This is a genomic window from Pantoea sp. Fr+CA_20 (assembly GCF_024520835.1).
GTDB lineage: Bacteria > Pseudomonadota > Gammaproteobacteria > Enterobacterales > Enterobacteriaceae > Pantoea > Pantoea allii.
Map to the genome: position 1 here is coordinate 1 of NZ_JALNPN010000008.1, position 24,190 is coordinate 24,190.

General features: G+C 52.4%; 21 protein-coding genes. 13 read left to right on the plus strand and 8 right to left on the minus strand.

Annotation, left to right across the window (positions count from 1 at the left end; translation table 11 throughout):
- Window positions 1-509: 509 nt before the first annotated feature.
- The gene (gene mdtD, locus NR177_RS11845) at window positions 510-1,910 is read left to right on the plus strand and encodes a multidrug transporter subunit MdtD (RefSeq protein WP_096012541.1); all 1,401 of its coding nucleotides are present in this window, start codon (window positions 510-512) and stop codon (window positions 1,908-1,910) included.
- On the opposite strand, the gene rbsR is transcribed toward mdtD, so the two are convergent.
- The 7 genes from rbsR to NR177_RS11880 form a co-directional block, all read right to left on the minus strand.
- On the minus strand, window positions 1,907-2,890 hold the full coding sequence (gene rbsR / locus NR177_RS11850; RefSeq protein WP_063877753.1) for a ribose operon transcriptional repressor RbsR: 984 nt from the start codon (window positions 2,888-2,890) through the stop codon (window positions 1,907-1,909). The two genes, mdtD and rbsR, sit on opposite strands and share 4 nt — an antisense overlap.
- Before the next feature lie 13 nt (window positions 2,891-2,903).
- Entirely contained in the window at window positions 2,904-3,833 is a 930-nt protein-coding gene (gene rbsK / locus NR177_RS11855) for a ribokinase (protein ID WP_063877754.1), read from the minus strand.
- Between the two features lie 61 nt (window positions 3,834-3,894).
- Window positions 3,895-4,770, minus strand: coding sequence for a ribose ABC transporter substrate-binding protein RbsB (gene rbsB, locus NR177_RS11860; RefSeq protein ID WP_063877755.1), 876 nt, complete (start codon window positions 4,768-4,770; stop codon window positions 3,895-3,897).
- A gap of 26 nt (window positions 4,771-4,796) precedes the next feature.
- Window positions 4,797-5,768, minus strand: coding sequence for a ribose ABC transporter permease (gene rbsC / locus NR177_RS11865; RefSeq protein WP_256852961.1), 972 nt, complete (start codon window positions 5,766-5,768; stop codon window positions 4,797-4,799).
- Entirely contained in the window at window positions 5,765-7,273 is a 1,509-nt protein-coding gene (gene rbsA / locus NR177_RS11870) for a ribose ABC transporter ATP-binding protein RbsA (protein ID WP_063877757.1), read from the minus strand. Before rbsA ends, rbsC begins: the two co-directional genes overlap by 4 nt.
- Before the next feature lie 7 nt (window positions 7,274-7,280).
- A complete protein-coding gene (gene rbsD, locus NR177_RS11875; RefSeq protein ID WP_109717959.1) occupies window positions 7,281-7,700 on the minus strand; it encodes a D-ribose pyranase in 420 nt (139 codons plus the stop codon).
- A 182-nt stretch (window positions 7,701-7,882) separates the two neighbouring features.
- Window positions 7,883-8,284, minus strand: a complete 402-nt coding sequence (locus NR177_RS11880) for a YgiW/YdeI family stress tolerance OB fold protein (protein WP_109717958.1) — start codon at window positions 8,282-8,284, stop codon at window positions 7,883-7,885.
- A gap of 160 nt (window positions 8,285-8,444) precedes the next feature.
- Between NR177_RS11880 and qseB the strand changes: the two genes are divergently transcribed.
- Both qseB and qseC read left to right on the plus strand, forming a co-directional pair.
- Window positions 8,445-9,116: a quorum sensing response regulator transcription factor QseB gene (gene qseB / locus NR177_RS11885; RefSeq protein ID WP_063877760.1), complete on the plus strand. Its 672-nt coding sequence runs from the start codon at window positions 8,445-8,447 to the stop codon at window positions 9,114-9,116.
- Window positions 9,104-10,444: a quorum sensing histidine kinase QseC gene (qseC, locus tag NR177_RS11890; RefSeq protein ID WP_256852962.1), complete on the plus strand. Its 1,341-nt coding sequence runs from the start codon at window positions 9,104-9,106 to the stop codon at window positions 10,442-10,444. The genes qseB and qseC overlap by 13 nt, the downstream gene beginning before the upstream one ends.
- 34 nt (window positions 10,445-10,478) lie before the next feature.
- Here qseC and kup read toward each other — a convergent pair whose 3' ends face one another.
- Window positions 10,479-12,347 carry a low affinity potassium transporter Kup gene (gene kup, locus NR177_RS11895; protein WP_241568099.1) on the minus strand — a complete coding sequence of 623 codons (1,869 nt, stop codon included), beginning with the start codon at window positions 12,345-12,347 and terminating at the stop codon, window positions 10,479-10,481.
- A 268-nt stretch (window positions 12,348-12,615) separates the two neighbouring features.
- Between kup and ravA the strand changes: the two genes are divergently transcribed.
- The 10 genes from ravA (at window position 12,616) to atpE (ending at window position 24,116) form a co-directional block, all read left to right on the plus strand.
- Window positions 12,616-14,112, plus strand: coding sequence for an ATPase RavA (gene ravA, locus NR177_RS11900; protein WP_256853004.1), 1,497 nt, complete (start codon window positions 12,616-12,618; stop codon window positions 14,110-14,112).
- Window positions 14,109-15,569, plus strand: a complete 1,461-nt coding sequence (viaA, locus tag NR177_RS11905; protein ID WP_256852963.1) for an ATPase RavA stimulator ViaA — start codon at window positions 14,109-14,111, stop codon at window positions 15,567-15,569. The genes ravA and viaA overlap by 4 nt, the downstream gene beginning before the upstream one ends.
- Window positions 15,570-15,643: 74 nt before the next feature.
- Window positions 15,644-17,782, plus strand: coding sequence for a 5-histidylcysteine sulfoxide synthase (gene ovoA / locus NR177_RS11910; RefSeq protein ID WP_256852964.1), 2,139 nt, complete (start codon window positions 15,644-15,646; stop codon window positions 17,780-17,782).
- Between the two features lie 103 nt (window positions 17,783-17,885).
- Window positions 17,886-18,347, plus strand: a complete 462-nt coding sequence (gene asnC / locus NR177_RS11915) for a transcriptional regulator AsnC (RefSeq protein WP_063877764.1) — start codon at window positions 17,886-17,888, stop codon at window positions 18,345-18,347.
- Between the two features lie 155 nt (window positions 18,348-18,502).
- Window positions 18,503-18,943: an FMN-binding protein MioC gene (mioC, locus tag NR177_RS11920; protein ID WP_063877765.1), complete on the plus strand. Its 441-nt coding sequence runs from the start codon at window positions 18,503-18,505 to the stop codon at window positions 18,941-18,943.
- A gap of 432 nt (window positions 18,944-19,375) precedes the next feature.
- Entirely contained in the window at window positions 19,376-21,265 is a 1,890-nt protein-coding gene (gene mnmG, locus NR177_RS11925) for a tRNA uridine-5-carboxymethylaminomethyl(34) synthesis enzyme MnmG (protein WP_256852965.1), read from the plus strand.
- Window positions 21,266-21,312: 47 nt separating this feature from the next.
- Entirely contained in the window at window positions 21,313-21,948 is a 636-nt protein-coding gene (gene rsmG / locus NR177_RS11930) for a 16S rRNA (guanine(527)-N(7))-methyltransferase RsmG (protein ID WP_256852966.1), read from the plus strand.
- Window positions 21,949-22,620: 672 nt separating this feature from the next.
- Window positions 22,621-23,001, plus strand: coding sequence for a F0F1 ATP synthase subunit I (gene atpI / locus NR177_RS11935; protein ID WP_063877768.1), 381 nt, complete (start codon window positions 22,621-22,623; stop codon window positions 22,999-23,001).
- A gap of 8 nt (window positions 23,002-23,009) precedes the next feature.
- A complete protein-coding gene (atpB, locus tag NR177_RS11940) occupies window positions 23,010-23,828 on the plus strand; it encodes a F0F1 ATP synthase subunit A (RefSeq protein ID WP_063877769.1) in 819 nt (272 codons plus the stop codon).
- Window positions 23,829-23,876: 48 nt separating this feature from the next.
- A complete protein-coding gene (gene atpE / locus NR177_RS11945; RefSeq protein ID WP_003849523.1) occupies window positions 23,877-24,116 on the plus strand; it encodes a F0F1 ATP synthase subunit C in 240 nt (79 codons plus the stop codon).
- The last annotated feature ends 74 nt before the right edge of the window (window positions 24,117-24,190 follow it).

Sequence of the window (24,190 nt, forward strand, 5' to 3'; positions counted from 1 at the left end):
AGCGGTGCTCATCTGTAAAACGTCATAATGAATTTCATTATGTGTTCACTCGTGAGACTTGATATTTTTTACGTCCGGAGACGCTGATATCAATCCTGCGAGTGCCCACACAGATTGTCTGATAAATTGTTAAAGAGCAGTGCGAACAGCGGGTTAACCGTCTGTCGCGAGGTGGCGTATATTACGCTTTCCTCCTTCAGAGTCAACTTCTTTTTCAGAAGTTTTTCTCCGGCGATTCAGTTTCCTGAACCTCCCGACACCGCATTCCGTAAGCCGTTGTGCCGTGTCAGTGGAGGCGCATTATAGGGCGTTCTCTCTGAGTGACAAGCATTAATTACAAAAAAATGACTGAGCGGTTTATTTTTAAACGAACGCGCTAAAAACCAACACTTCCTGCCTAAAGAACGCACGGAAATCACCACACAGTCATGAAAAGAGGCGTATTGTGCATTTCTGCCAATGCTATTCTTCTTCATTATCTTTGCTGAAAACATTACGAAGGACGCTCAATGATCACATCCGCGCGCAGTATGGCCGGTCTGCCATGGATTGCCGCTATGGCATTCTTTATGCAATCACTGGATGCCACCATATTGAATACCGCTCTGCCCGCGATCGCCACCAGCCTTGAGCGTTCCCCCCTTGCCATGCAGTCCGCCGTGATCAGCTATACCTTAACTGTTGCCATGCTTATCCCGGTTAGCGGTTGGCTTGCAGATCGTTACGGCACACGCAAAATCTTCATGATTGCCGTCTCTCTCTTTACGCTGGGGTCGTTAGCCTGCGCCTTATCGCCCTCTTTATCGGTTCTGGTCACTTCACGCATCATTCAGGGAGTCGGTGGCGCAATGATGATGCCGGTGGCCCGCCTGGCACTCCTGCGTGCTTATCCGCGCAGTGAACTCCTGCCCATCCTTAACTTTGTGACGATGCCAGGTTTAGTGGGGCCAATCCTTGGGCCTCTGCTGGGCGGTGTTATGGTGACGTATGCCACCTGGCACTGGATATTCCTGATTAACATCCCTATTGGCATACTTGGCATATTCTATGCGCGAAAATATATGCCTGACTTCACCACGCCAAAACGCCGCTTCGACTTTCTGGGCTTTCTACTGTTCGGAATTGGATTGGTGATGCTCTCTACAGGTATCGAGCTATTTGGTGAGCGCATTGTCTCGCCCTGGATTGCGGCAGCGGTACTGTGCGGCGGTATTGTGTTATTGCTTCTCTATATAGCACATGCCCGGCGCCATCCTTCTCCCCTGATCAATCTGCCCATGTTTAAGACCCGCACCTTCTCGGTAGGTATCATTGGCAATATCGCTTCACGACTGGGTACAGGCTGTGTTCCATTTTTAATGCCGCTGATGCTTCAGGTGGGATTTGGTTATTCAGCGATTCTGGCAGGATGCATGATGGCACCAACGGCCGTTGGCTCTATTCTCGCGAAACAGAGCGTGACGCAACTGCTGCGCTGGTTTGGTTATCGCCGCTTGCTGGTGAGCATTACGGTAATCATCGGGTTTATGATCGCCAGCTTCTCCCTGCAGTCGCCTTCTGAAAGCATCGCGTTATTGTTGATACCGCTCTTTCTGCTGGGCATGGCGATGTCCACCCAGTTTACAGCGATGAACACGATTACTCTGGCCGATTTAGATGACGACAACGCCAGCGGTGGAAATAGCGTCTTAGCCGTAACGCAACAACTGGCTATCAGTTTTGGCGTCGCGGTCAGTGCTGCCGTACTGCGTTTTTATCAGGAATTTGATGGCACGACGGTAGAACAGTTCCATTCTACCTTCCTGACGATGGGCATTGTTACCGTGCTGTCGGCGCTGACATTTATGATGCTGCGCAACGGTGACGGACGTAACCTGATTAGCAATCGGGACAAAAAGAAGAAAGCTTAAACCGAGCCTCGCGGTACTAACTCCGGCGTCAGCACCAGCGTTTGCTGACTGACGTCGGGATTGCTCAGACGATGAATCAGCGTATCTATCGCCAGTTCACCCAGTTCGTCTTTGGGTTGATGGATGGTACTGAGCGGGGGTGACATATAGCGCGCCAGTTCAATGTCGTCATATCCCATCACCGCCATATCTCGTGGAATCTGCAATCCGGCCTGATGCAACGCGTGATAAACCCCGACCGCCATCGCGTCATTGCTGGTAAAAACGGCATGCGGGGGCCTGTCCAGCGCCAGCAATTCAAACATTGCGTTGTAGCCGCCTGAAAACTCAAAGTCGCCACTCACAACATATTCGGGCGGAACATCCAGACCGTTTTTCTGCATCGCCTGGTAATACCCTTCCAGTCGCATACGCGCCGGCGTTTTATCAAGCGGCCCTGAAATACAGGCGATACGTGAATAGCCACTATCAATAAGATGCTGTGTTGCCAGTTCACCGCCCAGAAGCGCATTGTCCTGAATAATATCGCCCCGGCCTTCAAAAGGTGCCCAGTCCATCATCACCATTGGGATAGAAGGATAACGATTAAGGATTTCAGCCGAGGGTAGATGGCTTTCAGTGCACATGATAAGTAAACCATCCACGCGCTTTTGCAGCAGCGTTTCCAGACTGCGGTTCATGCGCGCTTCATCGCCAGCGGTATTACACAGAATCAGGCTGTATCCACGCTCATAGCAACTGTCTTCTACGCCGCGCACGACTTCAGCATAAAAAGGGTTACTACTGGCGGTCAGTAACATACCAATGGTATTGGTTTGGTTAAGCTTAAGGCTACGTGCTAATGCCGACGGCGCATAATTAAGATCGCGGATCGCCTGTTCGATTTTTTCACGCACGCCATCACTGACAAAACGGTTCTTATTGATAACGTGTGAAACCGTTGAAGTTGACACTCCCGCCAGTCTGGCAACATCTTTCATCGTAGCCAAGCGCTTAACCCTGCTGCTGTAAAAAGTCGTCGATCTCCGCACGCCAGGGTACAGAAGGCTGGGCGCCAGAACGGGTTACCGCAATTGCTGCGGCGGCGTGGGCAAAGCGAACGGCATCATGCATGGCCTTACCTTCAAGACGAGCTGTGATAAATGCCCCGTTAAACGTATCGCCAGCCGCAATGGTGTCGACCGCGTTAACGTCAAAACCCGCAATGCGCTGCCCTTTACCATTTTCACTCAACCAGACGCCGCGACGGCCAAGGGTGATCAAGACGGTCGCAATACCTTTGTCATGCAATGCGGCGGCGGCACGTGCGGCATCGTCATCATTATTAACCGCGATGCCGGTGAGAATTTCTGCTTCAGTTTCATTCGGCGTAATGATGTCGATAAGCGCTAACAAACTATCGGACAGTTTTGTCGCCGGGGCGGGATTTAAAATTACGCGGGTCTGATGCTGTCTGGCTAAGGTCGCCGCAGCTAAAACACTGTCCAGTGGCGACTCAAGCTGCATCAGCAAGGCATCGGCCTGCGCAATCACCTGCTGGTGACGTTCGACATACTGCGGCGTTAACGCCGCGTTAGCACCGGAATAGATGCCAATATTATTCTCACCTTCGCCGTTGACGAAAATCATCGCGACACCGGTAGATTCACCTTCGACCGCTTCTACTGGATGGGTATCAATATTGTCCTGCGCTAACTGCTGGCAGATGCGTTCACCAATGTCATCGGCACCGACACAGGCTATAAAGGCAATATCGGCACCCGCACGGCCCGCGGCGACAGCCTGATTTGCGCCTTTACCGCCAAACGCAATCTGATATTTCTGCCCGATCACCGTTTCGCCGGGGCGGGGAAAGTGAGCCAGATTAAGGATATGGTCAGCATTGATGCTACCGAGAACGGCCAGTTTTGCGTTTTTGCTCATTGGGAGAGTCCGAAATAAGTGCGCCACCGACGGGTGACGCAGTGCCCTGCTTTTCTTCGATTTATTTGGTAACCAGTTTCAGGTCGACCGGATTGATCGCCTGCACTTTTTCACCTTTCAGCACTTTATCAGCAGTCTGAACGCCGATCATGCCAATTTTCTCTGGCATCTGAGCCACGGTCGCGGCCAGTTTTCCGCCTTCAACCGCTTTCACACCATCTGGCGTGCCATCAAAACCCACAACCATTACATCGGTTTTGCCCGCCGTTTGCAGCGCACGCAGTGCACCCAGCGCCATTTCATCGTTCTGAGCAAACACAGCCTGCACATCCGGATGCGCCTGCAGCAGGTTCTGCATAACGTTCAAACCTTTAGTACGATCAAAGTCAGCCGGCTGGCTGGCCAGAATCTGGAATTTATGTGCATCAGCGGCCTGTTTAAAACCTTCGCCACGTTCACGTGCAGCCGAGGTACCCGCGATGCCTTCTAATTCGATAATTTTCGCGTTATCACCCAGTTTACGTGCGATGTAGTCACCCGCCATTTTACCGCCAAAGCGGTTATCAGATGCCACGTGACTGACCACGGTGCCCTGTGCAGCGACACGGTCCAGGGTGATCACCGGGATCTTCGCCTGGTTAGCCATTTTGATTGCGTTGCCGACAGCATCAGAATCGGTAGGGTTAATCAGCAGCACTTTCGTCCCGCGCACGGTTAAGTCCTGAACGTTGGCCAGTTCTTTTGCCGGGTTGTTCTGTGAATCCAGCACGACCAGGTTGTAGCCCAGTTTATCGGCTTCTTTTTGTGCACCCTCTTTCAGTGAAACGAAAAACGGGTTGTTCAGCGTAGAGATAACTAAGGCAATGGTATCTTTAGCCATTGCGCTGGCGCTGAGCGTTGCACCAAGGATCACAGCTAATGCAGTTAACTTTTTCATCATTTTATCCTGTATAAAGGTCTGAGTTATTTGCTGCTTTTATTGTCCACCAGCACCGCCAGCAGAATGACTACCGCTTTTACGATCATCTGGTAGTACGAAGATACACCCATCAGATTTAAACCATTGTTCAAAAAGCCGAGGATTAATGCGCCAATTAAGGTGCCAACAATCCGGCCCTTTCCGCCCGCCAGGCTGGTACCACCCAGAACAACGGCGGCAATGGCATCCAGTTCATAACCTGTTCCGGCCGTCGGCTGGGCTGAAGAAAGACGGGCGACTTCGATAGAACCCGCCAGCGCCGCCAGCATGCCGGACAGTGAGTAAACAATCACTTTGACCCGGTTAACATTAATGCCGGAAAGACGTGTTGCGGCTTCATTACCACCCAGCGCATAGATATAGCGGCCCAACCGCGTGTGGTGCAGCATGTACCAGACTGCCACGAACACCACCGCCATCAGCCATACCGGTGTAGGAATGCCCAACGGACGACCGATACCAAACCAGCCAAACAGGTCGGCATTGTCATTAAAGCCGGTATTCACAGGGCTGCCGTTGGTGTACACCATGGTGACACCGCGCAGTAACAACATCATCACCAGCGTGGCAATAAAAGCCTGCACCTTACCGCGCGCCACAATGGTGCCGGTGACCGCACCAATAGCGGCCCCCAACGCCAGCGAAGCCGCTACGGCAACAAAGGCATTTACCTCCATCCCTACCAGCGATGCCGCCACCGCGCCCGTAAGCGCCAGCAGCGATCCCACAGACAGATCGATACCGGATGTCAGAATAACCAGCGTCATGCCCACCGCCATGATGGCGTTGACCGATGTCTGCTGCAGGATGTTGAACAGGTTTGCCACGGTAAAGAAATTTGGGCTCTGGCTCGCGACCACGGCAATCAACACAATCAACGCAATCAGCGACTTTTGCTCAAGCAACCAGGCTTTGCTGAACCAGCGACGGTTAGACGGAACGGTTTGGGTGGTCATACAACTAAATCCTCACTGTGTTGCTTACCGACGGCTGCCGCCATCAGGCTTTCCTGAGTAGCGTCTTCACGGGTAAATTCGCCGCTTAAACGGCCTTCATGCATCACGACAATGCGATCACTCATGCCCAGAACTTCTGGCATTTCTGACGACACTAAAATAATGCTCAGCCCTTCGGCCTTGAACTGGTTAATAAGCTGATAAATCTCTTTCTTTGCCCCCACGTCGACACCGCGCGTCGGTTCATCAAGAATCAATACGTTGGGGCGCGTCATGAGCCCGCGGGCAATCGCGACTTTTTGCTGATTACCGCCTGACAGCAGGCCAATCGGCTGCTCCATTGACGGCGTTTTAACGTTAAATAAGCGGATAAAGTCGCTGACGGCGAGTTGTTCTTCAGCGTGCCTGAGTCTGCCGCCCATGTGGCTGAAGTAGCGCAGTGCGGTCAGAGACATGTTCTCTTTTACTGACATGCCCAGCACCAGGCCATCGCGCTTACGGTCTTCCGAGATATACACGATGCCATTGGCAAGGCCATCCTGTGGTGAGCGAGTCACCACTTCACGTCCACTCAGCCAGATCTGCCCAGCGCTGCGGGGCGCAGCACCGTAAAGAATTTTCATCAGTTCGGTACGTCCGGCGCCCATCAGCCCAGACACGCCCAGAATTTCACCTTTACGCAGGGTAAACGAGACGTTATCGACGCCAGGCCCGCTAAGGTTTTCCACTTTAAGACGCACTTCGCCCGGAGCATCGTCAACATGGGGATACTGATCTTCCAGTTTACGGCCCACCATCATCTCAATGAGGCTCTCTTCACTCAGATCGCTGACGGCACGTTCAGCAATAAACTGGCCATCGCGAAACACCGTGACGTCATCGCAAATCTCGAAAATCTCTTTCATGCGATGGGAGATATAAACGATACCGCAGCCTTGCGCTTTCAGCTCATTGATGACCCGGAACAACGACAGGGTTTCGGTATCCGTGAGCGCGTCAGTCGGCTCATCCATAATGATGACTTTCGACTCGAAACTCAGGACCTTGGCAATCTCGACCATTTGTTGATCGCCGATGGATAAATCGCCCACCAGCTTATGGCTGTTAAAACGCAGATTCAGACGTTTCAGCAGCGCGTCGGCCTCGGCATACATCCGCTTCCAGTTAATACAGCCAAAACCATTGACGAATTCACGCCCCAGGAAAATGTTTTCCGCGACGGTTAACTGAGGGATCAGGTTAAGTTCCTGATGGATAATACCAATGCCCGCTTCCTGCGATGCTTTAGGTCCGCTAAACGTGGTTTCTTCACCAAGCCATAACAGCGAACCGGCGTCACGGCTGTAAATACCGGTGAGCACCTTCATCATGGTGGATTTGCCGGCGCCGTTTTCACCTACCAACGCCATTACGCGTCCCGGCCAGACTGACAATGACGCACCATTCAGCGCTTTAACGCCGGGAAATGATTTTTCGATGCCTTTAAGCTGCAGTAAGGGTTGCATAATGGCCTCAGAAGGTCACACCTGCGCTCAGGATGACATTCGCAAACGGAGAACACTCTCCGCTGCGAATGACCGCCTGGCTACGTTGTGTTTGTTGTTTGAACTGTTCATGACTGATGTAGCGGGTAGTGATGGTGTTTCCCTGGTGCTGTTGCAATGCGTCGAGCACGGCGATCAGTTCGCTGTGGAGCTGCGGATTGTGCTGCTTAATTTCTTCCGCAATAAAGGCGCTTTCCACCTGCATCTCAAGCGTAACGGCTTCTACCACCTGCATAAATCCCGGCGTACCCGGCGTCAGCGCCAGATCGATACGTTGTGGTCCTGCCGGAATCGGCAAGCCCGCATCGGCGATCGTTAACGTGTCCGTGTGGCCCAGGCGGGCGATAACGTGAGAGAGTTCAGCGTTTAACAAGCGACCTTTTTTCATTTTTACACTCCATAGCGAAACGTTTCGCTTTCTGGAGTGTATAAAAAACAGGTTACAACTCAACCACAGGATCAAAAATTTGTGATCGTTATCGAAACGTTTCGCTGTTGCAGAAAAGAATTTGAGTTAGGCGCATAGCCAAAGCGGAAAATGGACCGCCGGGGCGGTCCATTTGGGGGGCGTTATGGCAGCTTCTTGACCTGTTTAACGTCCAGCTCAATGCTGTTGAAATCTTTATCCAGTTCACCCGTCAGTTCGACGCGATCTTTTGGCGAAACGGTCAGGCCGTTCCAGCGCTTGTGGTCAATTTCTACCTTCATCGTGCCGGTCTCGTCACGGAACAGGTAATCTTCGTCGCCAACCTGCTTTTCAAGCTGGCCACGAACGGTAATCCAGCTGTCATCTTTCATTTCTTCAGCCTGTTTCACCGTCACAACGCTGCTTTGACCGGCTTTAAAACCGCCTTGCTGATGATGTGCTGCCGGTGCTGACGCATTCGGGTCAACGAATCCGCCCTGTTGAGCGGCAAATACCGGCGCAGAAGCCAGCATAGTCACGGCTAATAGTGCAGCATACTTTTTCATTTTGTCACCTCTTGTCCATGAAGCTGTTATGTCAGTGGCTGTAGTAAAACATAGAGTTCTTAACAGGATCTTAAGGCGAAAATAACCTCAGTTTTTAGCCAAACTCGCTGTACAACGGTCACCCAGCTTCGTATAAATCGCTTATTAAAAGGGAGAGAGAATGCGAATTTTACTCATTGAAGACGATCGCCTGATTGGAGATGGCATCAAAGCAGGGCTCAGTAAGCTGGGGTTCAGCGTCGACTGGTTTGTCTCAGGTGAGGCGGGTTTTCAGGCATTAACGGCGGCACCGTGGGATGCGGTCGTACTTGATTTGTCCCTGCCGGAGCGTGACGGGCTGGACATATTGCGCCAGTGGCGTCAGCAGGGGCACGATGTGCCGGTCCTTATCCTCACTGCCCGCGATGCCCTGGATCAACGCGTTGAAGGATTACAGATGGGGGCTGACGATTATCTGTGCAAACCCTTTGCCCTTACAGAAGTTGCCGCACGGTTACAGGCATTGATTCGCCGCCGCCACGGGCAACTTCAGCCCGAACTGCGCCACGGGGATGTGGTATTGATTCCCGGCAATCTCAGCGTAGAAAGAAACGGCGAAAACATTGCGTTAAAAAGCCGTGAGCTGGCGCTGCTTGAGCTGTTTATGCGTAATCCGGGTCGGGTACTGACGCGTAGCCAGCTTGAAGAAAAGTTGTATACCTGGGATACCGAAGTGTCGAGTAACGCGGTGGAAGTACACATTCATCATCTGCGTAAGAAGCTCGGTAATCGCTTTATCCGCACTATCCACGGCGTGGGTTATACGCTGGGAGACAGCGAATGCGATCGATGAGTTTGTTCCTGCGTCTTGGCATTGGCCTGGTGCTGATCCTGGGCATTTGCTGGGGAACAGCGACGCTCAGCGCCTGGTATAAAACGCGTGACACCATTAATGAGCTGTTTGATACGCAACAAATGTTGCTCGCTAAACGCCTGCTGACCCTGGACTTTACCTCGCTCAACGGCACGTCGCTGCCAAAAACGAAAACGCTGTTACACCATAACCGTGGCGAACAGGACGATGACGCGCTGGCCTTCGCGGTATTCGACCGCGCGGGGAAACAGATCCTCAACGATGGCGATAATGGCAAAGATCTGCCCTTTAATGCGGATCATCAAGGTTTCCAGAATGGCCAGCTTAACGGGGATGACGATCTCTGGCGCTTTGTCTGGCTGACCACGCCCGATCAACGTTACCGTGTCGTCGTCGGCCAGGAGTGGGAATACCGTGACGATATGGCAAAAGATCTGGTCAATGCCGGCATGATGCCCTGGCTGATTTCCTTGCCTTTTATGCTGCTGATGTTGACGGGCCTGGTCTGGTACGAACTTCGTCCACTAAAAAAACTGAGCCAGCAGCTTGCCGCGCGCGCGCCCGATGATGACGCGCCCTTGCAGGCCCAGCGCGTTCCTAAAGAAGTCCGCCCGTTGATTGATGCACTTAACGGCCTGTTCAGCCGCATTCATACCATGATGCAGCGGGAACGCCGCTTCACATCCGATGCGGCTCACGAATTACGCAGCCCGCTGGCCGCGCTGCAGGTGCAAAGCGAAGTCATTCAGTTGGCCGCCGATGACGAGGCGATGCGCACCCACGCGCTGCAGCAGTTGGATGCCGGTATCGTCCGGGCCACCCGCCTGGTTGATCAGTTGCTTACGCTGTCGCGCATTGAAGCCGATGATGTCCGCAAGGCGTTCCAGCCCGTTATGCTGAAAAAGGTGGCACAGGACACGCTGGCTTCACAGTTACCGCTGGCAGATAAGGCTGACATTAGGTTACGCCTTAACGCTACCGCCGATCCGGTTATTTCGGGACATGCGCTGCTGCTGTCTCTGCTGATCAGAAATCTGCTGGATAATGCTATCCGCTATACACCATCAGGCAGCCGCGTTGACCTTACCCTTAGCCAGAATACGTTAAAGGTGGAAGATAACGGCAACGGTTTATCGGCAGATGAACTGCAACGCCTGGGGGAACGTTTCTGGCGTCCGCCGGGGCAGGAAAAAAGCGGCAGTGGGCTGGGGTTATCGATAGTGCGCAATATTGCACAGCTGCATGGCATGACACTGCACTTTACTCCGCATCCCGGCGGCGGATTATGCGTCACGCTACGTTGGTAACATACTGCGCCTGACCGGCAGGCGCAGTCGTCGTCTAAATCTCGACCTGCGTACCCAGTTCTATTACCCGGTTTGGCGGGATCTCAAACTGATCGGGCGCACGCAGCGCATTGCGTTGTAGCGTCATAAACAACTTGCCGCGCAGACGCAAATACCAGGGCCGTTTACCGATAATCAGCGATTCATGGGACATAAAGAAAGACGTCTCCATCATCCGGCAGTTAAGTCCTTCCAGACCGCAACGGTGGAAAATCTCTTCCACGTTCGGTGTTTCGCGCCAGCCGTAACTTGCCACCACGCGCCAGAAGGTGGGCGACAGCTGTTCGATGGTGACGCGCCGAACGTTATGCACGTAAGGAGCCTCTTCAGTACGCAGGGTTAACAGCACGACGCGTTCATGCAGCACCTTGTTGTGCTTAAGGTTGTGCAGCATGGCAAAAGGAATAACGTTCAGTGCACGCGACATGTAAACCGCGGTGCCCGGCACGCGCACAGGCGGCGATTTTTCCAGAGACGCAATCATCGCCTCCAGGGAGTTACCGTGTTCATGCATGCGGCGCAGCAAACGAAAACGTTCGCTCTTCCACGTGGTCATCACGATAAACATCATCAGCGCCAGCGTCAGCGGCAGCCAGCCACCAGAGAAAATCTTGATCAGGTTGGCCGAGAACAGCGACACATCAATACACAGCATGGCAATTAAAATCAGCCCCACCAGATAACGATTCCAGTGCCAGTTCAGTATCGCGACGGTCGCGCAAAGAATAGAGGTCAGTACCATTGTCCCCGTCACTGCAATACCGTAAGCCGCGGCCAGGTTACTGGAGTGCTCAAAGCCGATGATGACAATCACAACAGAGAAATAAAGCAGCCAGTTAATTACCGGAATATAGATCTGCCCAGACTCATTTTCTGATGTATGAACGATGCGCATAGGGGGTAAATAGCCCAGGCGCACGGCCTGGCGGGTTAACGAGAAAACCCCGGAAATCACCGCCTGTGAGGCGATGACGGTGGCTAACGTTGCCAGAATTAACATGGGAATCAGCGCCCAGTCGGGTGCCAGCAGGAAAAACGGGTTTTTGATCGCTTCAGGATGCTTCAGTAATAACGCGCCCTGACCGAAGTAGTTTAGCACCAGCGAAGGCAGCACCACCACAAACCATGCCAGCCGGATAGGGAATTTACCAAAATGCCCCATATCCGCATACAGTGCTTCGACGCCCGTAATCGCCAGTACCACCGCGCCGAGCGCAAAAAAGGAAACTGTCTTATATTCCACAAAGAAGTGCAGCGCCCAGTAGGGGTTTAACGCCTGTAATACCTCAGGATTATTAAGAATGCTGCGCGCACCCAGTACGGCCAGGACGATAAACCACAGCAGCATGACGGGCGCGAACAGTTTACCCACGATACCGGTGCCATGTTTTTGAATGACAAACAGCAGGGTCAGCACGGCAATGGCCATCGGCACAATATAGCTGTCGAGGCTTGGCGCAGCGATTTCCAGACCTTCAATCGCCGACAATACGGATACGGCAGGGGTGATCACCACCTCACCATAGAAAAAACTGCCGCCAATGAGCCCCATAATCACCAGGATCGCAGTGGCACGTCCGCCCGTATTTCGCCCCGCCAGCGACATCAGCGTCAGAATACCGCCTTCTCCGGCATTGTCGGCACGCATCACGTAGCTGATATATTTCAGCGACACCACCAGCACCAGCAGCCAGAAAATCAGCGAAAGAAAGCCAAAGACCGCATCCCGTTCCACGCCAAAGCCAAACTGCCCCGAAAGACATTCGCGTAAGGTGTAAAGCGGGCTGGTGCCGATATCTCCGTAGACGACACCAATGGCAGCCAGCGTTAATCCGCCTAGTGAGTGCTTATTATCCGAGCTCATAAAATTATCTTTTGTTGGAGTCTGAGAGGCGCACAAGCCATCAAAAAGCGCACAGTATGCACGTATTCACAAAAATTCCTACCTCCGTCGTGGTAACAGACGGCCATCCCCTGTTTTTTCTGTTGCCTGCAATCTTTAAAGCCGTGTTGTCGAACCTTCTGAAACAAAAAAGCTGACATCGATTAACGCTTTCGCGCATCATACCCTATAGAGTATTGCGTTCGCTAAAACGCGGCGGCTCGACGATTGTAAGGACATTGATGTGATTATGGCTCAACCCCATCTTTTGGCAGAAAGAATTTCTCGTCTCAGCAATGCGTTAGAAAAAGGTTTGTATGAGCGTCATCATGCCATTCGCCTTTGTCTTCTCGCCGCCCTCAGCGGCGAAAGCGTGTTTCTGCTGGGGCCGCCGGGCATAGCAAAAAGCCTGATTGCCCGCCGCCTGAAGTGCGCCTTCCAGCATGCCCGCGCCTTTGAGTATCTGATGACCCGCTTTTCCACGCCGGAAGAAGTGTTTGGTCCACTGTCGATTCAGGCGTTAAAAGATGAAGGCCGCTATCAGCGGCTGACCAAAGGCTATCTACCGGATGCAGAAATCGTATTTCTGGATGAGATCTGGAAAGCAGGCCCGGCAATCCTCAACACGCTGCTCACCGCCATCAACGAACGCCGTTTCCGCAACGGTGATAGCGAAGAAAAAATCCCCATGCGCTTGCTGGTCACGGCCTCGAATGAGCTACCGGAAGCCGACAGCGGGCTCGAAGCCCTCTATGACCGTATGTTAATTCGTCTGTGGCTGGATAACGTGCATGAAAAGCAGAACTTCCGCAGCATGCTGACTCATCATCAGGATGAAAATGACAATCCGGTCGCCGAATCGCTGCGCATCAGCGACGAAGAGTATGTGCAATGGCAACAAGGTATCAGTCAGGTCACGCTGCCCGATAACGTGTTCGAACTGATCTATCAGCTACGTCAGCAGTTGGAAAAGTTGCCAGACGCGCCTTACATCTCCGATCGTCGCTGGAAAAAAGCCATACATCTGCTGCAGGCCAGCGCCTTTTACAGCGGGCGAAACACCATTGCTCCGCTGGATCTGATCTTGTTGAAAGACTGTTTGTGGCACGACGTCACTTCGATGCAACTTCTGGATCGCGAAATCGATCAGTTGATGACGCAACATGCCTGGCAACAGCAGTCCATGCTACTCAGGCTTCAGCAACTCAAGGCGCGACGTCTGGCACTGCAACAGCAGCAAAGCGTGGCCGTCGCCATTACGCTTGAGAAACACAGCGGCATGTTCAGCCGTAAACCGCATTACGATATGCCCGAAAGCTTTACCGATGCGCAGTTGACCCTGATGCTGCAAAAGCCGCTTACACTGCATGATATGCAGGTCACGCATCTGGTTATTGAGCGTGAAGCGCTGAATCACTGGCTACAGAAAGGTGGTGACGTTCGCGGCAAATTAAACGGCATTGGCTTTGCACAAACGCTGGATATGCTGGTGGATGCTCAACATTGTCTGGCCGTGCGTGATGTCAGTCTGCAAACGTCCAGGCTGACTCTGCCAGGCGCAAGCAGCAGTGATGCGCTGCCTGAGGAAATCCGCGAAGCGCTGGATGAACTCGACAGCCAGCTACGTCAGCAGCGCCATCAGTTCAGCCAGCAACAACGTTGCCTGTTTATCAGTGATGACTGGCTGGCTCGCGTCGAAACCAGCCTGCAGGACGTGGCGGAACAACTTAAACAGGCGCGTAAATGATCTCTCTGGAGACGCTGAGTACCTTGCTGTCAATCGGTGAAACCGAACTGATTGAAGAGTTAATTCTGGCACTCCTCGCGTCCCCACAGCTGGCCCTGTTCTTTGAAAAATTCCCCGGCATGAAAAAGGCGCTGTTACGCGACGTTCCTCGCTGGAAGGCGGAGATTGATGCCGAACTCAAAGCCACGCCCGTACCGGAAGCGCTGGCGGAAGAGTTTCAGTTATTCCAGCGTATTCAGTTACTCAGCGATCGTGAATTCAGCCAGCAGCTTGATGAAACCCTTGCTCACCTTGAACGTCTGACGTCCCCTTTTCTGGAAGAGGCACAACGCCTGCTGCTTCATAACGATCCCGGCAATCTTAGCAGCGCCCAGCATACGCTGTTCCTGCAACGCTGGCGGCTCAGCCTTACGCTGCAAACGCTCACGCTTAATGAGCAGCTTCTTGAGCAGCAGCGCGAACGTCTGATGGCCGAGTTACAGCAACGTATGGCATTGAGCGGTCAACTGGCGCCTGTTCTGGCAGACGATGACGAAGCCGCAGCCGGACGCTTATGGGATATGGGCAAAGCCCCGCTTCAGCACGGCGACTACCAGCTGATGCTGCAATACGGTGAGTTTCTGGCGCAGCAGCCTGAATTAATGGAGCTGGCCCAGCAGTTAGGCCGCAGCCGTGAAGCAAAATCGGTTCCCTCGCAGGACGCACCGATGGAGGCCTTTCATCACCTGGTGCGCGAACCTGATGCCGTACCGGAAGAAGTCAGCGGCATTCATCAGAGTGATGATGTGCTGCGTTTGCTGCCGCCCGAGCTGGCGGCGTTAAGCGTCAGCGAGCTTGAACTTGAGTTCTACCGCAGGCTGGTAGAGAAGCGACTGCTTACTTACAAACTTCAGGGTGATGCCTGGCATGAAAAAATCACCCAACGTCCCGTCAGCCACCAGCAGCACGAAGAACAGCCACGAGGTCCGTTTATCGTGTGTGTCGACACCTCCGGTTCGATGGGCGGTTTTAATGAACGCTGCGCAAAAGCCTTTTGCCTGGCACTTCTCAAGGTCGCACTGGCCGATCGCCGCCGCTGTTACATCATGTTATTCGCCCATGACGTAATTGGTTACGAATTAACAGGTGATGACGGACTGGAGCAGGCCATCCGTTTTCTCAGCCAACGTTTTCGTGGCGGAACCGACCTCGCGGCCTGTCTTTCAGCCGTGGTCAAGCGGATGGAGGGCGCGTTATGGCACGATGCCGATGCCGTGATAGTGTCGGATTTTATTGCGCAGCGCCTGCCAGAAGAGGTGGTACGCAGCGTTAAACACCGTCAGCAGCAACAGCAGCAGCGCTTCCATGCCGTCGCCATGTCTACGCATGGAAAACCCGGCATTATGCGCATCTTCGATCACATCTGGCGTTTCGATACCGGCTTAAAGAGCCGCCTGTTACGTCACTGGCGCCGTTAAGCGAGGCAGCAGAAATTCCATTTTGCTTTATAGTAAATATCTGCAATTACTTATTCAGCAATCAGGAGTGTCCTGTGAATACCGTTCAACCCCATCGCGATTTACCTGCGCCGACCCGTACGCTGATGCTCTCTGGCCAAAATGTCGAACAAAAACGTGCAGAGCTGCTGGCTTACTTCAATCAGACCTGGGCGCTGTACGAAGACCTGTTTACCTGTCTTAACGATCAGCGCGCCTGGTTTACCAAAGCGATTCCCCTGCGCCATCCGCTGATCTTTTATTTTGGTCACACCGCCACCTTCTACATTAATAAGTTAATGGCGGGCCGTTACATCGATGACCGCATTGATGACCACATTGAAGCCATGCTGGCCATCGGCGTGGACGAAATGAGCTGGGATGACCTCAACGACAACCATTATGACTGGCCTACAGTGGAAGCCGTGCGCGACTATCGCGGCAGCGTAAAAGCATTAGTGACGCAATTTATTCAGGAGATGCCGCTTGAACTGCCCATTCGTTGGGACAGCCCGGCCTGGGTGATCCTTATGGGCATTGAGCATGAGCGAATCCACCTCGAAACCTCTAGCGTACTGATTCGTCAGTTGCCGGTTGAATGGGTGAAATCCCAGCCGCAGTGGCCTGCGTGTGCTGAAGCGCGCCATGACCGACAGTCAGTACCCGCGAATACGCTGGTTCCCCAGCCCGGCGGTCACATCACCCTTGGCAAGACAGATGAGACCTATGGTTGGGACAATGAATACGGTACTCAGCAAATTGAGCTAAAACCGTTTAAAGCCAGCAAAATGCTGGTCAGTAATGCAGAATTTTATGAGTTTGTGCAGGCTGGTGGCTATCGGGAAACCCGCTGGTGGGATGAAGAAGGTTTGGGCTGGCGTCAGTTTGCGCAGGCAGAGATGCCCACCTTCTGGGTGGGCGACGCTACGATGCCCGATCAGCTAAAACTCCGCCTGATGTGTGAAGAAATTTCCATGCCCTGGGACTGGCCAGCGGAAGTCAATCAGCTGGAAGCCGCTGCTTTCTGTCGCTGGAAAGCAGAAGAAACCGGTAAATCAGTGCAGCTACCCTGTGAGGCTGAATGGTACCAACTCCGTGGGCAGGTAGAAGGCGATCAGCCAGACTGGCAGCAGGCTCCGGGCAATATTAACCTGGCTTACTGGGCTTCTTCCTGCCCGGTCGATCGTTTCCCTCAGGGTGAGTTTTACGACATCGTGGGGAATGTCTGGCAATGGACAACGACGCCGATCAATGGTTTTGAGGGGTTTAAAGTCCATCCGCTGTATGACGATTTCTCTACGCCCACCTTTGATGGTAAGCACTCACTTATAAAAGGTGGAAGCTGGATTTCTACCGGCAATGAGGCGATCAAATCGTCACGTTATGCTTTCCGTCGCCACTTTTTCCAGCATGCCGGTTTCCGCTATGTGGTCTCCTCGCATCAGGAAACCATGGCGCTGAATCCCTATGAAACAGACAGCATGGTTTCGCAGTATCTCGATTTCCAGTACGGTCCGCGCTATTTCGGTGTCGATAACTACGCTGAAGCACTGGTCAAACTGGCCCTGCCGCACAGTCAGAATCGAGGTGAAGCACTGGACATCGGTTGTGCAACCGGCCGCGCCAGTTTCGAGCTTGCCCGCCACTTTGAACATGTCACCGGGATGGATTATTCGGCGCGCTTTATCGATGTGGCGCTACAGCTCACGACCGGCGAAGATTTCCGATACGTGGTGCCAGAAGAAGGCGAGCTGGTGGAATATCGGCAGGTACGGCTTAAGGACTTTGATGTCAGTAACGAACAGGCGAAGCGTATTCAGTTTGTACAGGGCGATGCCTGTAATATGAAGCCTCAACCCGCGCGTTACGATCTGGTGCTGGCTTCGAACCTGATCGATCGTCTGCGTCAGCCGGCGCGCTTCCTTCAGGATGTAACACCGATGCTGCGTCCGGGTGGTGTCTTAGTGCTGTCATCGCCTTATACCTGGCTGGAAGAGTTTACACCGAAGGAAAACTGGCTGGGCGGCGTGCGTGAGAATGGCGAAGCCCTGACCACTCTGCAAGCGTTACAACGCCTGCTGGCCGCGGACTTCGAGCAAATTGGTTCTTCACAGGATGTGCCGTTTGTCATCCGTGAAACGGCCCGTAAGTTCCAGCACACGCTCGCTCAGGTGACGCTGTGGCGTAAGCGTTAAGATAACCGGCAGCGGCCCAGTCGCTGCCGGTGAGTTGCCAGTTTGATTATTTTGCTGCACATTCTCCTCAGTTCATTGAAGAAAAACGATAACGAGGATGACCATGCCCGAACATCTGCAACTGGATAATCTCGACCGGGGTATCCTGAATGCATTACTGGAAAATGCGCGCACCGCTTACGCCGAACTGGCAAAACAGTTCAATGTCAGCCCGGGAACCATTCACGTCCGTGTCGAAAAGATGAAGCAGGCAGGCATTATCCTGGGCACGCGGGTTGAGATCGATCCCCGCCAGCTGGGCTTTGATGTCTGCTGTTTTATCGGCATTATTCTTAAAAGCGCCCGTGATTACCCGTCGGCACTGAGCAAGCTGGAAGCCCTGGATGAAGTTGTTGAAGCCTGGTACACCACCGGGCACTACAGTATTTTCATCAAGGTAATGTGCCGATCTATTGATGCCCTGCAGCAGGTATTAATCAACAAGATCCAAACTATTGACGAAATCCAGTCAACGGAAACCCTTATTTCTCTGCAAAACCCCATCATGCGAACCATCAAGCCCTGATCTTTCCACCAGCTTGTGCACAATCTTATCCTTAGACGATCGGCCGCCTGACAACGGCTGCATCGACATCATCTAAACTAATAACCCTGTTTTCCACAGGTGGATCACCGCTTGATCACAGCGTACAATGCTTTCCTTGATCTCAGGAGAGCACGATGGCCGACATTACGTTAATCAGTGGCAGCACCTTAGGCAGCGCCGAATATGTTGCTGAACATCTCGAAGAAAAACTGCAGGAAGCGGGCTTCTCAACGCAGATGCTGCACGGCCCTGAGCTGCATGACGTGCCGCAACAGGGCATCTGGCTGGTGGTGAGTTCTACCCACGGTGCCGGAGAGTTGCCGGATAATCTGCAACCTTTTTATGAGGCCATTGATGAGAGCCGTCCCGATCTGTCAGCCGTACGTTTTGGCGCAGTTGGCATCGGCAACCATGAATACGATCTGTTTTGTGGTGCAATACGCAATCTTGATGCCCTGTTAATTGCCTGTGGTGCACAGCGCATCGGTGAAAGGCTCGAAATTGATATTCTGGAACATGAGATCCCTGAAGATCCGGCTGAAGAGTGGGTGATGACCTGGAAAGATGCGATCTAAGCTGGTCGGGGATCGGGAAATAGCTACGATCCCCAGCAGAAGATACTGTTTTTCACACGATCCTGCCATTTATTTTGTGGATAACTACCCTGTTTAGTTGCGTATAACCGGTAGTTATCCAAAGAGCAACCGGAGTTCACTTTGTGAGCTGTGGATAACAAGCCATTTTGATCCCAGCTTATACGGATCAGGATCACCGATCATTAACAGGTATCGATCCTCTCTATACGCTTGTTTACGCTGTGCTTTTCGCAGATATCCACAGGGAACCGCGATCCTAATAAGAGATCTAACAGAAAGATCATATAAAGAATTAAGATCTTTTCTTTTAATACCTGACGATCCCGCTGCTTTCACCTCAGCCATAATTTCAGTAGAATCCACGGCCCAGAGAGAACGATCTCTGACTATTCATCAACGAGGTACCACTTCATGTTTTATCAAGATCCTTTTGACGTCATCGTAATTGGTGGTGGTCATGCGGGCACGGAAGCTGCCATGGCAGCAGCCCGAATGGGTCAGCAAACCCTGTTACTGACCCATAACATCGATACGCTGGGACAAATGTCTTGTAATCCTGCAATCGGTGGAATTGGCAAGGGACATTTGGTAAAGGAAGTGGATGCCTTAGGCGGTTTGATGGCTGGAGCAATCGACCAGGCAGGTATTCAGTTTAGGATACTAAACGCGAGCAAAGGCCCTGCTGTTCGGGCCACTCGTGCTCAGGCTGACCGCGTGCTCTACCGCCAGGCCGTGCGTAAAGCGCTGGAGAATCAGCCAAACCTGATGATCTTCCAGCAGGCCGTGGACGATCTCATCGTCGAAAACGATCGTGTCGTCGGTGCGGTAACCCAAATGGGCCTGAAATTCCGTTCCAAAACGGTCGTATTAACCGTGGGAACCTTCCTCGACGGTAAAATTCATATCGGGCTGGATAACTACAGCGGTGGTCGTGCAGGTGATCCACCGTCGATTCCTCTGGCAAAACGCCTGCGCGCTTTGCCACTGCGCGTTGACCGCCTGAAAACCGGTACACCGCCGCGCATTGATGCACGCAGCATCGATTTTAGCGTACTCGCCCCGCAGCATGGCGATAACCCGATGCCGGTATTCTCTTTCATGGGCAATGCCGGACAGCACCCCCAGCAGGTGCCGTGCTGGATGACCTACACCAATGAAAAAACACATGATGTGATCCGTAATAACCTCGATCGTAGCCCAATGTACGCCGGGATCATCGAAGGGATCGGTCCACGCTATTGTCCGTCGATCGAAGACAAAGTGATGCGCTTTGCCGATCGTAATTCACATCAGATCTTCCTTGAGCCTGAAGGGCTGACCAGCAATGAGATCTACCCTAACGGTATCTCTACCAGCCTGCCATTCGACGTACAGATGCAGATCGTTCGTTCTATGCAGGGTCTGGAAAATGCGACGATCGTGCGTCCGGGCTATGCCATTGAGTATGACTTCTTTGATCCACGCGATTTGAAACTCACGCTGGAAAGCAAATTTATCGACGGTCTGTTTTTTGCCGGTCAGATCAACGGCACCACAGGCTATGAAGAAGCCGCAGCACAAGGTTTGCTGGCTGGCCTTAATGCGGCACGCCAGTCTGCTGACAAAGAAGGTTGGGCGCCGCGTCGCGATCAGGCTTACCTGGGGGTTCTGGTCGACGACCTGTGCACGCTGGGTACCAAAGAGCCTTACCGCATGTTTACCTCGCGTGCGGAATATCGCCTGATGCTGCGCGAAGACAATGCTGATTTACGTTTGACGGAAACCGGCCGTGAACTTGGCCTGGTGGATGATGCGCGCTGGGCTCGTTTTAATCAGAAGCTGGAAGCCATTGAGCAGGAACGCCAGCGGTTGCGTGATATCTGGGTGCACCCCAAGTCAGAACATGTCGATGCGGTTAACGCCATTACCAGCTCGCCACTGACGAAAGAAGCCAGTGCGGAGGATCTGCTACGTCGTCCTGAAATGACCTACCTGAAGCTGATGGCGCTTGATGCGTTCGGTCCGGCTTTAGCGGATGATCAGGCTGCCGATCAGGTTGAAATCCAGGTTAAATACGAAGGCTACATTGCACGTCAGCAGGAAGAGATCGATCGTCAGCTGCGTAACGAAAATACGCTGTTGCCCGCGACGCTTGATTATCGCCAGGTCAGTGGCCTTTCAAATGAAGTTATCGCCAAGCTGAACGATCACAAACCGGTTTCTATCGGCCAGGCATCACGTATCTCAGGCATCACGCCTGCTGCCATCTCGATTTTACTTATTTACCTGAAAAAACAAGGTCTGCTGCGCAAAAGCGCCTGATCTGAACCGGGGCGGGTTATCCCGCCCCCGCTGACTGGACTGATGCTGTGATCAACAAACTCACTTCGCTGCTGCAAGCGGCTAACATTTCCCTCTCCGATCAACAAAAACAGCAACTGGTCGCTTATGTCGGGCTGCTGGATAAATGGAATAAAGCCTATAACCTGACCTCGGTGCGCGATCCTCAGCAGATGCTGATTCGCCATATCCTCGACAGTATCGTGGTGGCGCCTCATCTTGAGGGGGCACGCTTTATTGATGTCGGCACCGGTCCTGGTTTACCGGGCATTCCACTGGCCATCGTCATGCCGGATGCGCATTTCACCCTGCTGGACAGCCTGGGTAAGCGGGTACGATTTTTACGGCAGGTCCAACATGAGCTGGGGCTGACCAATATCGAACCGGTACAGAGCAGGGTAGAAGCGTTTCCTTCTGAGCCGCCCTTTGACGGCGTGATCAGCCGTGCCTTTGCTTCGCTGGAGGATATGGTGAACTGGTGTCACCATTTGCCGACGAAGAACGGCCGTTTTTATGCCCTGAAAGGGGTCCGGCCCGATGATGAAATTACCAGCCTGCCCGCAGGCTATTCGCTGGACAGGGTTATCTCGCTCCAGGTTCCACAACTGGACGGTGAGCGTCATCTGGTTATTATTACACCGCCTGGAAGCGTTCAGGCACCGTGAAAGCCTGGCGTTTCATCGTGCCTGTGTTACCAAAGATGCGATAGTTCGAGGGGCGAGCCCGGCGATGTTGAGTGTCGCATTGTTAAATTTCGCCCCGGAAATTATCTGAAAAACTTTTTCACATTTAACTTTTATTTCACAAAGTTTTATCAAAATAATCACTACTCCGCTGGGGATTAAATGCGTGCATCGCGATTAATCCTATTTAAGGGCAATAAAATTTTTGCATGAGTAATAGGCATTTTACGATTCTGAAGCAGACTTCGATGTCAATAGACCATTTTCATCGACAACAAAAATTATCAAGGACGTTTTTCTTTTTAACGTTATGATTATCAATGTTTTTATCCTTCATACCTTAGTTGGATAATGGCTCCTTATTAAAAGTTACTGTGGTGTGAATGCTTATTATGTGATCTAAAGCACGCTTTAAAATTGAGCCGCTGCAGAACTTTTCACAGCTTTATCCATAAACGGCTGCTCCGTATCTTTGGAAAAATAGTCATTCGGAAAGAAATTTAGATAATTGTTCACCTTTTCGTTACTTAACGATTGAAATCACAGGGACGGCCCGTATAATTTGCACGGCTTTTGCTACTTGACTCAAATGCACAAAGGCAGTCTTATACGACACGCGACATACCCCTAAAGGGGCAGGAGAGTATCAGCGCCATGTCAGTGTCTCTTTACAGTGTAAAATACGCCCGAACGGTGCTGATGATTCAGCTAGTGACCATTGTCATCGTCGGTGCACTCTTTGCCTTGAAAGATGTCACCTGGGGCAGCTCTGCTCTTGCTGGCGGGATGGCAGCCTGGCTGCCAAACGTGTTGTTCTTGTTTATAGCCTGGCGCCTGCAAGGGCAAACTCCGGCTTCGGGGCGCGTCGCGTGGAGCTTCGCTTTGGGTGAAATAGCCAAAGTGTTCGCGACCATTATTTTGCTCATTGTGGCGTTGGGCGTATTCGATGCGGTCTTTTGGCCGGTCGGGATCACCTGGTTATCGGTGCTGGTCGTTCAGATGTTGGCACCGGCGGTAATTAACAACAAAGGGTAAGAGGCATCATGGCTGCAGGAGAAATCTCTACTCCGCAAGAGTACATTGGTCACCACCTGACTCATCTTCAGTTGGACCTGCGTACCTTCGAGTTAGTGAATGCTCACGACGCTCCCGCGACGTTCTGGGTATTAAATATCGATTCCATGTTTTTCTCTCTGGTGCTGGGAGTTATCTTCCTGGTGTTGTTCCGTAGCGTGGCGAAAAGCGCCACCAGCGGTGTGCCAGGGAAAATGCAGGCGGCTATCGAACTGGTTGTCGGTTTCGTTGATAGCAACGTGCGCGACATGTATCACGGTAAGAGCAAACTTATCGCCCCGCTGGCTCTGACAATTTTTGTCTGGGTCTTTCTGATGAACTTCATGGATCTGCTGCCAATCGATTTGCTGCCCTATATTGGTGAGCACTGGTTGGGGTTACCGGCGCTGCGCGTGGTACCTTCTGCAGACGTGAACATCACGTTATCAATGGCGTTGGGCGTCTTTATTTTGATTCTGTTCTACAGCATCAAAATGAAAGGCATTGGCGGCTTCACGAAAGAGCTGACGCTGCAGCCTTTTAATCACCCGATCTTTATCCCCGTTAACCTTATTCTGGAAGGTGTTAGCCTGCTGTCCAAACCGGTTTCTCTCGGTCTGCGACTGTTCGGCAACATGTATGCGGGTGAACTGATCTTTATCCTTATTGCCGGTCTGTTGCCGTGGTGGTCACAGTGGATTCTGAATGTGCCTTGGGCCATTTTCCACATCCTGATTATTTCGCTACAGGCTTTCATCTTCATGGTCCTCACGATTGTCTATCTGTCGATGGCATCTGAAGAACATTGATTTTTTTCTCAACAATACGCGTTTAACTGAAACAAACTGGAGACTGTCATGGAAAACCTGAATATGGATCTGCTGTACATGGCTGCCGCTGTGATGATGGGCCTGGCGGCAATCGGTGCTGCGATCGGTATCGGCATCCTCGGAGGAAAATTCCTGGAAGGCGCTGCTCGTCAGCCTGACCTGATTCCTCTGCTGCGTACGCAGTTCTTTGTTGTAATGGGTCTGGTGGATGCAATCCCAATGATCGCTGTTGGTCTGGGCCTCTACGTGATGTTCGCTGTCGCCTAAAGCCCCCGTGTTCACTCTGCACCTGGTGTGAGAGTGAACGGATTCTGCCGTTTATCGTTGATAGCGGCAGAAAA

Excerpts from the sequence above, each read along its gene's own strand:
- rbsB (WP_063877755.1), bottom strand. The coding sequence starts at position 4,770 with ATGAAAAAGTTAACTGCATTAGCTGTGATCCTTGGTGCAACGCTCAGC.
- rbsR (WP_063877753.1), bottom strand. The coding sequence starts at position 2,890 with ATGAAAGATGTTGCCAGACTGGCGGGAGTGTCAACTTCAACGGTTTCA.
- viaA (WP_256852963.1), top strand. The coding sequence starts at position 14,109 with ATGATCTCTCTGGAGACGCTGAGTACCTTGCTGTCAATCGGTGAAACC.
- atpB (WP_063877769.1), top strand. The coding sequence starts at position 23,010 with ATGGCTGCAGGAGAAATCTCTACTCCGCAAGAGTACATTGGTCACCAC.
- kup (WP_241568099.1), bottom strand. The coding sequence starts at position 12,347 with ATGAGCTCGGATAATAAGCACTCACTAGGCGGATTAACGCTGGCTGCC.
- NR177_RS11880 (WP_109717958.1), bottom strand. The coding sequence starts at position 8,284 with ATGAAAAAGTATGCTGCACTATTAGCCGTGACTATGCTGGCTTCTGCG.
- ravA (WP_256853004.1), top strand. The coding sequence starts at position 12,616 with ATGGCTCAACCCCATCTTTTGGCAGAAAGAATTTCTCGTCTCAGCAAT.
- rbsA (WP_063877757.1), bottom strand. The coding sequence starts at position 7,273 with ATGCAACCCTTACTGCAGCTTAAAGGCATCGAAAAATCATTTCCCGGC.
- mdtD (WP_096012541.1), top strand. The coding sequence starts at position 510 with ATGATCACATCCGCGCGCAGTATGGCCGGTCTGCCATGGATTGCCGCT.
- qseB (WP_063877760.1), top strand. The coding sequence starts at position 8,445 with ATGCGAATTTTACTCATTGAAGACGATCGCCTGATTGGAGATGGCATC.
- mnmG (WP_256852965.1), top strand. The coding sequence starts at position 19,376 with ATGTTTTATCAAGATCCTTTTGACGTCATCGTAATTGGTGGTGGTCAT.
- rbsD (WP_109717959.1), bottom strand. The coding sequence starts at position 7,700 with ATGAAAAAAGGTCGCTTGTTAAACGCTGAACTCTCTCACGTTATCGCC.
- atpI (WP_063877768.1), top strand. The coding sequence starts at position 22,621 with ATGTCAGTGTCTCTTTACAGTGTAAAATACGCCCGAACGGTGCTGATG.
- mioC (WP_063877765.1), top strand. The coding sequence starts at position 18,503 with ATGGCCGACATTACGTTAATCAGTGGCAGCACCTTAGGCAGCGCCGAA.
- asnC (WP_063877764.1), top strand. The coding sequence starts at position 17,886 with ATGCCCGAACATCTGCAACTGGATAATCTCGACCGGGGTATCCTGAAT.
- rbsC (WP_256852961.1), bottom strand. The coding sequence starts at position 5,768 with ATGACCACCCAAACCGTTCCGTCTAACCGTCGCTGGTTCAGCAAAGCC.
- atpE (WP_003849523.1), top strand. The coding sequence starts at position 23,877 with ATGGAAAACCTGAATATGGATCTGCTGTACATGGCTGCCGCTGTGATG.
- rbsK (WP_063877754.1), bottom strand. The coding sequence starts at position 3,833 with ATGAGCAAAAACGCAAAACTGGCCGTTCTCGGTAGCATCAATGCTGAC.
- qseC (WP_256852962.1), top strand. The coding sequence starts at position 9,104 with ATGCGATCGATGAGTTTGTTCCTGCGTCTTGGCATTGGCCTGGTGCTG.